Origin of the sequence: Maribellus sediminis, from assembly GCF_011799805.1 — a bacterium.
Taxonomy (GTDB): Bacteria; Bacteroidota; Bacteroidia; order Bacteroidales; family Prolixibacteraceae; genus Draconibacterium; species Draconibacterium sediminis_A.
This window is the reverse complement of the sequence record NZ_WXUB01000002.1, coordinates 1,201,161-1,214,715: the sequence shown is the minus strand read 5'-3', so window position 1 is coordinate 1,214,715 and position 13,555 is coordinate 1,201,161. Positions and strand designations below refer to the sequence as shown.

General features: G+C 42.4%; 9 protein-coding genes. 5 read left to right on the top strand and 4 right to left on the bottom strand.

Annotation, left to right across the window (positions count from 1 at the left end):
- Positions 1-16: 16 nt before the first annotated feature.
- Complete coding sequence (gene ligA / locus HFD85_RS11340) at positions 17-2,020, bottom strand: NAD-dependent DNA ligase LigA (protein ID WP_167609247.1); 2,004 nt, start codon at positions 2,018-2,020, stop codon at positions 17-19.
- 119 nt (positions 2,021-2,139) lie between these two features.
- Here ligA and HFD85_RS11335 point away from each other — a divergent pair, with 119 nt between their 5' ends.
- The 3 genes from HFD85_RS11335 (at position 2,140) to HFD85_RS11325 (ending at position 6,995) form a co-directional block, all read left to right on the top strand.
- Positions 2,140-2,724, top strand: coding sequence for a thioredoxin family protein (locus HFD85_RS11335; RefSeq protein ID WP_167609244.1), 585 nt, complete (start codon positions 2,140-2,142; stop codon positions 2,722-2,724).
- A gap of 716 nt (positions 2,725-3,440) precedes the next feature.
- Positions 3,441-5,738, top strand: coding sequence for a type IA DNA topoisomerase (locus HFD85_RS11330; protein ID WP_167609242.1), 2,298 nt, complete (start codon positions 3,441-3,443; stop codon positions 5,736-5,738).
- Between the two features lie 351 nt (positions 5,739-6,089).
- Positions 6,090-6,995, top strand: a complete 906-nt coding sequence (locus HFD85_RS11325; protein ID WP_167609239.1) for a hypothetical protein — start codon at positions 6,090-6,092, stop codon at positions 6,993-6,995.
- Between the two features lie 100 nt (positions 6,996-7,095).
- On the opposite strand, the gene HFD85_RS11320 is transcribed toward HFD85_RS11325, so the two are convergent.
- Together HFD85_RS11320 and HFD85_RS11315 are read right to left on the bottom strand one after the other, a co-directional pair.
- The gene (locus HFD85_RS11320) at positions 7,096-8,046 is read right to left on the bottom strand and encodes a UDP-glucuronic acid decarboxylase family protein (protein WP_167609236.1); all 951 of its coding nucleotides are present in this window, start codon (positions 8,044-8,046) and stop codon (positions 7,096-7,098) included.
- A 2-nt stretch (positions 8,047-8,048) separates the two neighbouring features.
- A complete protein-coding gene (locus HFD85_RS11315; RefSeq protein WP_167609233.1) occupies positions 8,049-9,377 on the bottom strand; it encodes a UDP-glucose dehydrogenase family protein in 1,329 nt (442 codons plus the stop codon).
- 271 nt (positions 9,378-9,648) lie between these two features.
- Here HFD85_RS11315 and HFD85_RS11310 point away from each other — a divergent pair, with 271 nt between their 5' ends.
- Entirely contained in the window at positions 9,649-11,193 is a 1,545-nt protein-coding gene (locus tag HFD85_RS11310; protein WP_167609230.1) for a sulfatase family protein, read from the top strand.
- Between the two features lie 188 nt (positions 11,194-11,381).
- The gene (locus HFD85_RS11305) at positions 11,382-12,698 is read left to right on the top strand and encodes a M20 metallopeptidase family protein (RefSeq protein WP_167609227.1); all 1,317 of its coding nucleotides are present in this window, start codon (positions 11,382-11,384) and stop codon (positions 12,696-12,698) included.
- Positions 12,699-12,745: 47 nt separating this feature from the next.
- Here HFD85_RS11305 and HFD85_RS11300 read toward each other — a convergent pair whose 3' ends face one another.
- Positions 12,746-13,513, bottom strand: a complete 768-nt coding sequence (locus HFD85_RS11300) for a hypothetical protein (protein WP_167609224.1) — start codon at positions 13,511-13,513, stop codon at positions 12,746-12,748.
- Between the last annotated feature and the right edge of the window lie 42 nt (positions 13,514-13,555).

The following is a 13,555-nucleotide window of genomic DNA, read 5'->3' as shown; positions in this document are numbered from 1 at the left end:
GTAGTTACTTTTTTATCTACTCCAGCATTTTAAGGAAATCGTCCTCCGAGATCATCGGGATTCCGAGTTTTGTTACTTTTTCGAGCTTACTCGGCCCGATGTTGTCTCCTGCCAGTAAATAACTTGTTTTCTTTGAGATTGACCCTACATTTTTGCCACCATTTTTTTCGATCATTTCTTTCAGTTGGTCGCGCGAATGTTTTTCGAAAGTTCCCGAAATAACAATGTTCAGCCCGGCCAGTTTATCAGTTTGTCCGGCCAGTTTATCTTCGCTGATGGCAAACTGAAGTCCCTGTTTTTTCAGTTTTTCCAACAATTCAAGATGTTCAGCTTTTGAAAACCAGTCGACAACACTTTCTGCAATTCGGCTGCCCACTTCGTCAATTTCGGTTAGCTGCTCTACAGTTTGGTTTTGTATATTTTCAATGGTGTGTAATTTCTTAACAAGCGTTTTTGCTACTGTTTCCCCCACAAAGCGAATTCCCAGTGCAAACAAAACACGTTCGAAGGGAACCTGTTTCGAAGCCTCGAGACCATCGAGAATACGTTGGGCCGATTTCTCAGCCATGCGTTCCTGTGATTCAAGCTGTTCTTTTGTCAATTCATAAAGCTCGGAAATGTTTTTCGCCAGATTTTGATTATAGAAAAGATCAATGGTTTCCTGACCAATACCGTCAATATCCATGGCTTTCCGGCTTACAAAGTGTTCCATTTTACCTTTAATTTGGGGGGGACAACCATCTTCGTTGGGGCAATAATGGGCAGCTTCTCCTTCGTTTCTAATCAGTTCGGTTCCACACTCCGGACAGTTTTTTATGAACTCAACGCGTTCAAACATCGGGTGTCGCTGAGTAGCATCAACTCCGGTAATTTTGGGAATGATCTCGCCGCCTTTTTCCACAAAAACAGTATCGCCAACATGCAAATCAAGATTGTTAATGATGTCAGCATTGTGAAGCGAGGCACGTTTTACAATGGTTCCGGCAATTGCCACGGGCTCGAGATTGGCCACCGGTGTAACGGCGCCTGTTCTTCCCACCTGGTACGACACCGAATTAAGAATAGTTGAGGCACTTTCGGCTTTAAACTTGTACGCGATGGCCCAGCGCGGCGATTTAGCCGTGAAGCCCAGATTCTCCTGTAGTTTTTTTGAGTTTACTTTTATTACCACGCCATCGGTGGCTACCGGGAGGTTAAATCGCTCGGTATCCCAGTTATGAATGAACTCAAAAACTTCATCGAGGTTTTTACAGAGTTGAGAATCATCGGATATTTTAAATCCCCATTCACGGGCCTTTTCCAAGGTTTGATAGTGGCCGTCGATACTAAAGTTCTCGCCTAAAATGTAATACAGATAAGCATCCAGTTTACGTGAAGCCACGATGGAAGAGTTCTTCATTTTGAGTGTTCCGGCAGCAGTATTTCGCGGATTCGCCAATAAGGGTTCTCCTTTTGCTTCAAGCTCTGCATTCAGGTTATTGAATACTTCGAAAGGCATCAGAATTTCGCCACGGATCTCAAAATTTTCAGGATAATCGTTTCCGCGTAGTTTTAAAGGAATTGAACGAATGGTGCGCACATTGGCCGTTACGTCGTCGCCTTTAACACCGTCGCCTCGGGTAACCGCTCGTGTCAGTTCTCCATTTTCGTAGGTCAGGCTGATCGACGAACCGTCGTATTTCAGTTCGCAAACATATTCACATTCGGTACCGATGATCTTTTTTACACGGGTGTCAAAATCGCGAATTTCATCTTCGGAATAAGCATTGGAAAGCGAGAGCATCATGTATTTATGTTCCACCTGCTCAAAATCGCTACTGATGTCGCTACCTACACGGTGTGTTGGCGAATTCGGATCGTTGATGCCAAATTCCTTTTCCAGCTTTTCCAATTCCTTCAGTTTCATATCGAAATCGAAATCGCTGATTACAGGCTGGGCCAGCACATAATAATTGTAGTTATGTTCTTCGAGTTCGCTTTGCAGCGCTTTAATTTTTTCCAATGCTTCTTCCCGCTTCATTTCAATCTGTGTGTGAATTCTAAAACTTCAGTTTCGCTAAAAATAGACAAAGATTTTTGTTTGACTTAAACAAATGTAAGGCGAAATTCCTTTTACTTTTAAACAACAAAAAACACGACATGGCATTTACACTCGAAATAGGAAAAAAAGCAATCGATTTTAATCTTCCGGCAACTGACGGTAACACTTATTCGCTGGAAAGTTTTAAAGACTCGAAATATTTGGTGGTGTTTTTTACCTGTAATCACTGTCCTTATGTGATTAACAGCGATGAGGTTACGCGAAAAACTGCTGAGCGGTTTAAACCTCTGGGAGTGGATTTTGTCGGCATCAACTCGAACAGTAAAAATACCTACGAAGAAGATGATTTCGAGCACATGGTGGCGCGTATGAAAGAACACAATTTTCCGTGGAAATACTTATACGACGAATCGCAGGAAATTGCGCTTGCTTACGGAGCGCTACGGACACCCCATTTTTATGTTTTTGATGAAAATCGTGAATTGGTTTACACAGGAAGGGGAGTGGATAGTCCGCGCGATCCATCGAAAATAACAGTAAACGACCTGGTTCGTGCACTCGAAGAACTGACAAGCGGTAAACCCATTTCGGTGCCGGTAACAAATCCTATTGGCTGCAATGTGAAATGGGAAGGTAAGCACAAGCACTGGATGCCCGCTGACGCCTGCGATTTGGTGTGGTGAAGTTTGATTTGAGTTTAAAGTTCAGAGTTCAGAGTTCCGTGATCAGTCGCAGTCTCAGTTTTCAGTCACAGTTTCCAGAATATGAAAACATTTGCGCATTCGATGCTTCAGTACTTCAATTGGCAATAGGCAAAGTTGCAGTTGGCAAAAATAGTCTCAGTATTCAGTCTCAGTTTTCAGTAAGTCTCAAAATTATATCTTTCAGTCCATCAGTCCATCAAACCATCAGTCTTACGTCTCAGTTGACAGAATATTACAGCATTTTAGCATAAAAGCAATTTTACATTAGAACCTTCAATCCTTCAGTCCCTCACAATTGGCAATAGGCAAAGTTGCAGTTGGCAAAAATAGTCTCAGTATTCAGTCTCAGTTTCCAGAATATTAACGCATTAAAGCATTAACGCATTCGAACTTTCAATCCCACAATCCTTCAGTCCCTCAATCCTTGAATTGGCAAAGCAGCAGTTGGCAATCACAGTCGTAGTGTTCAGCCCTTCAATCCCTCAGTCCTTCAGTCCTTCAGTCATACGTCTTAGTTGGCAAATGTGTTAGAACAAACTCCACTCTTTCTCCATTTCACAATTTATCAGTTTTACAATTTCACAATCTCCTTCAATCTGCATCAATCTATTTTCAATCTCCCCCAATCTTTCCTCCCCCCCCTGTTAATAACTCGCTTTTAAAAGCCACAGCTATACTTGTATATTTGCAGCGCTATGATTGTTTGTATTGCAGAGAAACCAAGTGTTGCCAAAGAAATTGCACAGGTAATTGGTGCAGGTTCGCGTAAGGATGGTTATTTCGAAGGAAATGGATACCAGGTTACCTGGACTTTTGGCCACTTTTGTACGCTTTGGCCGCCGGAAGACTACGACGAAAAATGGAAACGCTGGGACCTTCAAACACTTCCCATGTTGCCCAAGCATTTCGAAACCAAGGTTATGACCGGTGACAGTGGCGTTACCAAACAATTCAAAACGATTAAAAGCCTACTCGATAAAGCCGATCAGGTGATTAACTGCGGTGATGCCGGCCAGGAGGGTGAGCTTATCCAGCGATGGGTATTGAAAGAAGCGGGCTATAAAGGTGACGTGAAACGCCTGTGGATTTCGTCGCTGACCAACGAAGCCATTAAAGAAGGTTTTAAAAAGTTGAAACCCGCTACCGATTTCGATCAGTTGTATTATGCCGGAAGCTCACGCGCAATTGGCGACTGGTTGCTGGGAATGAATGCCACGCGATTGTTTACCCTGAAATATGGCGGATACAAACAGGTTTTGTCAATCGGGCGGGTGCAAACGCCAACACTTGCTATGCTTGTAAACCGGCATTACGAGATTGAAAACTTTCAGCCGCAGCCCTACTGGGAGTTACAAACCATTTACCGTGATACCGTTTTTAGTAATTCCGAAGGCAAATTTTTCAAAAAGGATGATGGCGAAAAACTGTTTAACCTGGTTGCGGGTAAGGATCTTTACATCACCGATGTTGAAAAAAAGGACGGGAAAGAATATGCGCCTAAGTTATTCGACCTCACCAGTTTACAGGTGCATTGCAATACACGTTTTGGATTTACTGCCGACGAAACGCTAAAAATTGTGCAGCGCCTTTACGAAATGAAAGCCGTAACGTATCCGCGCGTTGACACCACTTTTCTTCCTAACGATTTATATCCCAAAGTTCCGGGAATTTTAAAAGGCTTAAAAAACTACGGGCAGTTTACTGAAACGCTTTTGCAAAAAAAGATTCCCAAGTCATCGAAAGTTTTTAACGATAAAAAGGTAACCGATCACCATGCCATCATTCCAACCGGCGAAGAAAAACTTCTTGGAGGTAACGAACAAAAGGTGTACGATGCCATTACCCGACGGTTTCTGGCAGCTTTTTACCCCGACTGTAAAGTAGCCAAAACGCAGGTGACAGCCGAAGTGGAAACCGTGCAATTTACGGCCACCGGAAAACAAATTTTGCAAGCCGGTTGGCGGGTTTTGTTTCAGGATGAAAATTCAAAAAACGGTGATGGCGAAACGATCTTACCCGTTTTTGTGAAAGGCGAACACGGACCGCACGAACCTTCGTTTACCGAAAAAGAAACAAAACCGCCCCGCTACTATTCTGAAGCAACCTTGTTGCGCGCCATGGAAACGGCCGGAAAAAATGTGGATGACGAAGAACTCCGCGACCTGATGAAAGCCAACGGAATTGGACGTCCTTCAACACGTGCTGCCATAATCGAAACCCTGTTCCGCAGAAAATATATCGAGCGGCAAAAGAAGCAAATCCATCCAACAAAAATGGGTATTCAGCTTATTGATATTATTCAGAATGAATTGCTAAAATCGGCTGAGTTAACCGGGCAGTGGGAGAAACGCCTGCGCGATATTGAACAGGGAGAATACAGTGCCGCAACCTTTATTTACGAAATGAAGCGGATGGTGTACGATCTGGTTGTTGAAGTGCTGAACGATCGTTCTTCTATAATACTGGCCGCTCCCGAACTGGCAAAGAAGAAATCTGAAAAACCTAAGAAGAAGGAAAAGGCTTCAGATGATGGCATGACTTGTCCGAAATGCAAGAAAGGCAATGTGCTGCAAGGGAAAAATGCCTACGGTTGCAGCGAGTGGAAAGCCGGCTGCGATTTTAGATTGCCCTTTGTTTTTATGGATAAGAAGTTGACAGAAAAGCAGGTGCAGCGCTTAATCACAAAAGGAAGTACCACTAAACTTAAAGGATTTCAATTGGGGGATAAAAAAGTAGAAGGGATTTTGCAACTCACTTCCGATTTTAATGTTGAATTTGAAGCTACAACTTCAGCAGGAAAGCAAACAGAGAATTCATCGCCCAAATGCCCCAAATGTGGCGGCACGATCATAAAAGGGAAAACGGCATACGGATGCAGCAATTGGAAAACAGGCTGCGACTTTAAGTTTTCGTTCGAAGAAATCAGAAACAAAGCGGCCGGAAGAAAATTAACCAAAGAACTTGTTTTACAGATGTTACACGGAAAATCCTGATCGCAAACAACTTTGCTTTTCCTTCCAAACAAATTGGAAATCGCCTGGCCCAAATTCTACTTCGGTTCTCATTATCAACTTGAGTTATCTCAATCTGAAGGTAAAAAATCACATTAAAGTTAGCGGGAAATAAATTATGTTTTGAATTACCGGAATGCCTAGTGCCGACTACGTGTTTCTGAAGCCTATTCTTCCTTTCTTTGAAGTAGAACAGGATGAAATTCAGAGGCATTTTTCCGCCTTTAGCTGTTTCGATTTCAGTCGTTGGCAGGGTGACCTTGTTTTGGAGTAGATGTACCTTAGTTCTGTCAAAAAAATTCTATTTCAATACAAGTCAAAAGGTTCTGTAAAATGGTTCATTGTGTCAAATTTAAAAATGCTGGTAGCGCATGCTCATTGCTATTTTTATGGGGACTTTTTTTTCTGTTAGGAAACCCATTTAATGCTACAGGCAGCAACCGCGACAGGGCAGCTGTTTCCCGGAACGTGGATAATGGTGTTGGCGTCCGGATTGTGCTAAATTTCGACATGATAGGCCACGAAGGTGGATTCGAACCGGGATTTCTGGCTGAAAACCTGGTTGATGAGCAGTCGGTTGATACCGACTTTTCGATACATCCTGTTAGTCCGGCCTGGGAAGTATTAGACAACTCGGATACAGCTGGAATTTATCTCGATCTTGGCTGTGAATACGAACTTTCACAAATCAGTTTTCATCATCTGTTACTTTCTGAAGGTGTTAAATTATACAGTGGTGAACCCGGAAACTGGAAGTATGAGTTTACATCGGAATCAGAAACTGCAAATACCTGGAAAAATAACAGCCTTGCAGTAAGAACCAGGTATTTAAAATTAAAACTGGTAAATGTTGAGTCGGCCGGAATAAACGAGATTATTGTTTCTGCAAAAGCTGATAGTCAGGTAAGTAGTGGCATTAAGAATGCGGGAATCCCTGCGTTAACAGATATTGATCCCGTTGATTTTGGATGGCACGACGACACCAACACTCCAGCTGACCTTCTGTCGCCCGATGGTACATACACCATTACTTTGCCACCTGATATTAACCACGATTTAACTGTGGATGTTTTTAATATGAGCGGCGTTAAAGTGTATTCACGTACTCATATTCCGAATATTACTCCCCGGTTAATTCTGGATGCAACTTCAGCTGCCAAAGGAAATGACGTTTATATTTTGCATTACTATAACGATAGCGGAGTTTCGAGAACCGAAAAGATTCAAAGGAGAAGGTAAATCAATATAATTTCAAGTTAGTTCTTTAAAAAGACAATTCCTCAGCAGGAATTGTCTTTTTGTTTTTATAAACTAATCTTGAATACTGTTGCCAAGAGCATCAGATTTTTTCTTCACGAATCAGCTTGTCGAAATATGCTATTGTTTTTTCCAGGCCTTCCCTCAACGGGACTTTAGGTTCCCAGCCACCTAACTTTTCACGAGCCTGTGAAATATCGGGCTGTCTCTGAATTGGGTCGTCTTTAGGCAAGGGGAGATGAATGATTTTTGATTTTGATCCGGTGATATCAAGGATTTCACTGGCAAGTTCAAGCATGGTAAATTCACCAGGATTACCAATATTGATTGGTCCAATACAATCGTCGCCGGTATTCATCATGCGTGTCATCCCTTCAATTAAATCAGTTACATACTGGAAACTTCGGGTTTGTTTTCCGTCTCCAAAAATGGTAATGTCATCACCTTTTAATGCCTGCATAATAAAGTTGGAAACCACACGGCCGTCGTCAGGTTCCATTTTCGGACCATAAGTATTAAAAATACGAATGATCTTAATGCGTACATCGTTCTGCAAACGGTAATTCACGAACAGCGATTCCGCGCAACGTTTCCCTTCATCGTAACACGAGCGAATTCCTATAGGATTTACATTTCCCCAGTAGTCTTCGGTTTGCGGATGAACGGTCGGGTCGCCATACACTTCACTGGTAGAAGCCTGGAGGATTTTTGCTTTAACTCGTTTAGCCAAGCCAAGCATGTTAATGGCGCCCATTACCGAAGTTTTTATGGTTTTAATGGGATTATACTGATAATGTACGGGTGAAGCAGGACAGGCAAGATTATAGATCTCATCTACTTCAATGTAGTACGGGTGAGTCACATCGTGGCGGATCAATTCGAAATATGGATTATCCATCAGATGAACCACTTTTTGTTTTTTTCCGGAAAAGAAATTGTCGAGACAAGCCACTTCGTGCCCATCATTCAACAATTTTTCACACAATTGAGAACCAATAAATCCAGCTCCTCCCGTAACTAAAACTCGTTTCATTATTATTTTTTTACAGGTGTACGACCGATGGCGTAATAGTCAAATTTCAGTTCGGCCATTTCTTCAGGATCGTAAATGTTTCTGCCATCAAAAATAACCTTGTTTTTCAAAAGTTTTTCCAATACCCTGAAATTCGGGATGCGGAACTCGGGCCACTCGGTTACCAGTAACAAGGCGTCGGCATCAATTGTAGCATCGTATTCGTCTTTTGCAAACTCGATTTTATCACCCAGAATTCGTTTTCCTTCTTCCATTGCAACGGGATCATATCCCACAACTAAAGCACCTTCGGCGAGCAATTTATCGATGATAACCAGTGATGGTGCCTCGCGCATATCGTCGGTTTTTGGTTTGAACGAAAGTCCCCACACGGCAAATTTCTTTCCCTTTAAATCGCCGTTAAAATAGTTGAGGACCTTATTAAACAACACCGATTTCTGACGGTTATTCACCCGCTCAACAGCTTTTAAAATTTCAAGTGAATATTCATGTTCGTCGGCTGTGCGAATAAGAGCCTGCACATCTTTTGGGAAACAGGAACCACCATATCCGGTTCCGGCATAAATAAATTTGTTGCCAATTCGCGGATCAGAGCCAATCCCTTTTCGAACCGATTCCACATCAGCTCCAACTATTTCGCACAGGTTGGCAATTTCGTTAATAAAACTGATTTTGGTGGCCAGCATCGAGTTGGCGGCATATTTAGTCATTTCCGACGACGTGATATCCATAAATACAATTGGATGTCCGTTTAGCAGGAAAGGTTTGTACAAGCGCTTCATCACTTTTTGTGCTCTTTCCGATTCGGTACCGATTACAATCCGGTCAGGTCTCAGAAAGTCCTGCACCGCATTTCCTTCTTTCAAAAATTCTGGATTGGAAGCTACGTCAAATGCCACATTTACTTCTCTTTTGTCTAGTTCTTCCTGAATGGCTTCCTTCACTTTTTTCGATGTACCAACCGGAACAGTACTTTTTGTGGCAATCACCATATAATGGTCAATGTGTTTCCCTATCTCGCGAGCTACACCCAAAACATATTTCAGGTCAGCGCTGCCATCTTCGTCAGGCGGAGTACCTACTGCAATAAACAATGCATCTGAACCTTCAAGGCTTTCAGCCAGGTTGGTTGTAAATACAAGCCTGCCTTTTTCTGCATTTTTTTTGTAAATGCTTTCCAGTCCGGGTTCATAAATAGGAATGATCCCGTTGTTTAATTTTTCGATTTTCTTCTCATCAACATCCACACACGTGACATTGATACCGGTTTCTGCAAAGCAGGTACCTGAAACCAATCCTACATATCCTGTTCCTACAACTGAAATTTTCATACGTACTTCTTATTTGTGTATTTTGGTGCGAATCAGGCATTTTGTCCTGTTTCTGTCTTGAAAATCTGGTTTTAATTCTCCATGCAAAACTGCACCTTTTTTGTTTTTCAGCCGTAAATATAAGGCTTTGCGAATAAACTATACCTGCTAATTTTCAGGTTAAGAGCTTTTCTTAAAAAATAGTGTCGATAATGTTTCCTAACTGTTTTTGGAAATGTATTTTTGTAGATATTAAAAAATTTAAAAACTGATAATAACAGCAAACGTTACCATGAAAAGAATAGTAATTTTCTTAATTGCAGCAGTATTATTTGGAAGTTGTAATTCAACCCAAAAAGAGAATACAGCACCAAATATTGTTGTAATTCTTGCTGATGACATGGGTTGCGGCGATGTGTCTGGCTTTAATGAGAATTCGAAAATAAATACACCAAATATTGATCAGTTGGTGAATGCCGGCGTAAGTTTTACCGACGCACACACCAGCTCGGCAGTTTGTACGCCAACCCGCTACAGTATTTTAACCGGGCGTTACAATTGGCGATCGACGCTTAAAAACGGGGTATTAAGTGGTTTTAGCAAAGCTTTAATTGAGCCTGACCGTTTAACGCTTCCTGGATTTCTGCAAGAACAGGGTTACAGCACAGCATTTATCGGAAAATGGCATTTAGGATGGGACTGGGCTGTTGCGGAAGAAGATTCGCTGGACAGGGGAAGCCTGGAAGCTCGCCCCAAGGTCGATTTCTCGAAACCTATTCAGAATGGCCCGAATACAAGAGGATTTAATTATACATTTGGTTTTTCAGGGTCGCTCGATATGGCGCCATATGTTTGGGTTGAAAATGATACGCCAACCATGGTTCCTACAAAGTATACGGTGAATACAAAAAAACAAGCTTGGTGGCGAAGAGGACTGACCAGCGACGACTTTGTACACGAACGTGTTTTACCTGATGTGACAGACAAAACCATTGCGTTTATCGACAGAAGTGCCAAAGACAACCAGCCATTTTTTATTTATATGGCGCTGCCGGCTCCACACACACCAATCCTGCCATCCCCCGAATTTCAGGGGAAAAGTGGTCTGGATAATCCTTATGGCGATTTTGTGATGATGGTTGACGATGTCGTAGGCAAAGTGAAGAAAGCATTGGAAGAAAACGGGGTAGCTGAAAATACAATTATAATATTTACCAGCGATAATGGTTGTTCACCTCAAGCCGATTTTGAACAGCTTGCAACGAAAGGTCACGATCCGAGCTACGTTTTCCGTGGACATAAAGCCGATATTTTCGAAGGTGGCCACCGAGTACCGTTCGTGGTTAGCTGGCCCGACAAAATTAAACAGGGCAAATCGGATCAACTGGTTTGTACCACAGATATTTATGCTACGGTTGCTGATATTCTGAAGACTCAGTTTCCGGATGAGGCAGCCGAAGACAGCTACAGTTTTATGTCGGAGCTTGGACTGGATTCAGACCTGGAGCCACGCCCGGGAATTGTGCATCACTCGATTAATGGTTCGTTTGCTTATCGCGAAGGAAATTATAAAGCGATCTTCTGTCCGGGATCGGGAGGTTGGAGTGCTCCAAAACCGAACTCCGAAGAAGTGAAAAATTTACCTCCCGTTCAGCTTTACGATCTTTCAACGGATATCGCCGAGGAAAATAATATCCAGCAGGATCATCCTGAGATTATTGAACAATACAGAAACAAACTTTCAGAAATTGTTCGGAATGGACGAAGTACAGCCGGTGCACCTCAGAAAAATACAGGGCCGGAAAGCTGGGGGCAATTGGAGTGGATGAACAAATAGCTATTCTAGTTTCAACAACATTATTCGAACAAATAAAAAGGATTTGATCTCTTCAAAAAGATCGAATCCTTTTTTTATGACTTGTTTTTCAGGTTAATTCAAGGGAAAGATTCCATCTCTTTAAAAGGTGGAATCTTTTTTCTGAAACTTTCGTTACATTCGACTTGTTCATTAAAAACAGGAATAAGATGAAACTCAAATTACTCTCATCATTATTGGTTATGGTAGTTCAAACAGGTGTATTCGCGCAATCGGTTGAGATAATAAAAGCTGAAGCGGAAAAACAAACAGGCTATGCTTTAGAGCTCTGTAAACATTTACATGCCAATCCGGAATTGTCGTTTCAGGAATTTGAAACCTCAAAACGAATGGCTTCTGAACTGGAGCAAATTGGTTTTGAGGTCACCCGCAATTTTGGAGGAAACAGTGTAATAGGAGTTTTCAGAAATGGTGATGGGCCAACCGTGATGCTTCGAACTGATATGGATGCATTACCTGTGGAAGAAAAGACCGGGTTTGATTTTGCCAGCATAAAAACGGCCGACCTGAATGGTGATGAAGTGGCAGTAATGCACGCCTGCGGACACGATATCCACATGAGCACGTGGACAGGAACTCTCAGGTCGCTGGTCGATTTAAAAGATGAATGGAGTGGTAACTTGCTGGTTATCGCTCAACAAGCTGAAGAATACAGTGGGGGAGCAGGGCAGGCTATTGAAGCCGGATTGTTCAGTAAATTCCCGGTACCTGATTATGCGCTGGCTTATCATATTAATCCCGAACTGGAAACCGGACAGATCGGTTTGCGCGGCGGGCCCGTTTTTGCCGGTGTAAAAACGGTTGAAATTACGGTTTATGGCGTTGGCGGACATGGTGCATATCCGCAAAAATGTATCGATCCGATTGTTATTGCGTCCCGCATTGTTACCGATTTGCAAACGATTGTAAGCCGCGAACTGAGTCCGACCGAACCTGCTGTTGTAACCGTTGGTTCTATCCACGGAGGAACACGTCCGAACATTATTCCCGACGAGGTGAAAATGGAGTTGACCCTGCGTTATTTTTCCGATGAAACAATAAAAAAAGTGATAGCTGCAATTGAGCGAATAAGTGCCGCTGCAGCCAAAACTGCCGGAATGCCTGACGATAAATTGCCAAAAGTGTTTGTCGATCCGGCAGAAACTCCACCGGTTCTGAATGATAACGAATTAAGCGCTGATGTAATTGGTTTTGCTTCTGATGTTATTGGTGCCGAAAATATCATCGAAACACAACCTGAAATGGTAGGAGAGGATTTTGGGAAATATGGTCTAACCCCAGAAGATGTACCAATTTGTTTGATCTGGCTGGGAAGTACGAGCCCTGAATTGATGGCGAAACTTAAGGCCGAAGGCTTACGTCCGTCGCCACTGCATTCGCCAACCCTGACTCCCGACTATGAGAATACCATAAAAACGGGAATTGAAGTAATGACTGCCAATGTTATTGGTTTAATAAAAAAATGAAAGCTCCTCCAGATTGGAAGAGCTTTGAATACTATTGTCATTCGTAATTAGTTTTCAGGAAAATAGGAATTGTCGAAGTCGATTACCCCAAAATATTGATCCATTGAGGAAACGGTTTCTTTTAAGACATTAAAAAGTTCAGCGCCTTCATCACCTGCTTTGGCCCAGAATTCATCGTTCATTTTGAGGTTTTCTGCGGGGCTGTTACCCATTTCAGATATAAAATAGACAACCGACATATCGCCTGCCAGCATTGGGTGGAAAGTGTAAAATGGCTGGTTGTATCCGAGTTTTTTGCGCAATTCGCAGTATTTCTTTACTAGATCAGAAAACTCCTTTCCTTTTCCGTTTTTCACATAGAATTTTTCATACAGCCTGAACCGCTGCCCCGTGGTTTGGGTACTTTGTTCTTCCGGCATAATTGAAAGTTCGGGCTGCAATTCCAGCACCATTCCTCCGACTTTTGTATACGAATCCTCAAACATCTTACCCAGTTCCTCACTTTTTTTCTGGTTGGCTCCCCATACTTTATCATCAGCTTCCCTCATTTTATCGAGGTCGGCCATGCTTTCAATAGGTGCCGATGCCCAAACATGTCCTTCTGCATGTTGAATCAGTTCGGGATAAGGATAGTCCAGTTCTTTCATATAATCGTGCACGGCATCCAGTGCACTTAATAATTTTTCCATTTGGGCAATTTCAACTTTAGCTTCCCACACAATGTACCTGGGTTTTGGTGCATCTTCTTGCGCAGTGGTAATTTTTACAAGAAAGGCAAAGGTTAACAATAAGATACCGGTAAACAATTTTTTCATCACACTTAGTTTTAAATGAATAATTTATGAGAATTAGTGACC

Coding starts and splice junctions, on each gene's coding strand:
- HFD85_RS11300 (WP_167609224.1), bottom strand. CDS start 13,513: ATGAAAAAATTGTTTACCGGTATCTTATTGTTAACCTTTGCCTTTCTT.
- HFD85_RS11335 (WP_167609244.1), top strand. CDS start 2,140: ATGGCATTTACACTCGAAATAGGAAAAAAAGCAATCGATTTTAATCTT.
- ligA (WP_167609247.1), bottom strand. CDS start 2,020: ATGAAGCGGGAAGAAGCATTGGAAAAAATTAAAGCGCTGCAAAGCGAA.
- HFD85_RS11325 (WP_167609239.1), top strand. CDS start 6,090: ATGGTTCATTGTGTCAAATTTAAAAATGCTGGTAGCGCATGCTCATTG.
- HFD85_RS11310 (WP_167609230.1), top strand. CDS start 9,649: ATGAAAAGAATAGTAATTTTCTTAATTGCAGCAGTATTATTTGGAAGT.
- HFD85_RS11315 (WP_167609233.1), bottom strand. CDS start 9,377: ATGAAAATTTCAGTTGTAGGAACAGGATATGTAGGATTGGTTTCAGGT.
- HFD85_RS11305 (WP_167609227.1), top strand. CDS start 11,382: ATGAAACTCAAATTACTCTCATCATTATTGGTTATGGTAGTTCAAACA.
- HFD85_RS11320 (WP_167609236.1), bottom strand. CDS start 8,046: ATGAAACGAGTTTTAGTTACGGGAGGAGCTGGATTTATTGGTTCTCAA.
- HFD85_RS11330 (WP_167609242.1), top strand. CDS start 3,441: ATGATTGTTTGTATTGCAGAGAAACCAAGTGTTGCCAAAGAAATTGCA.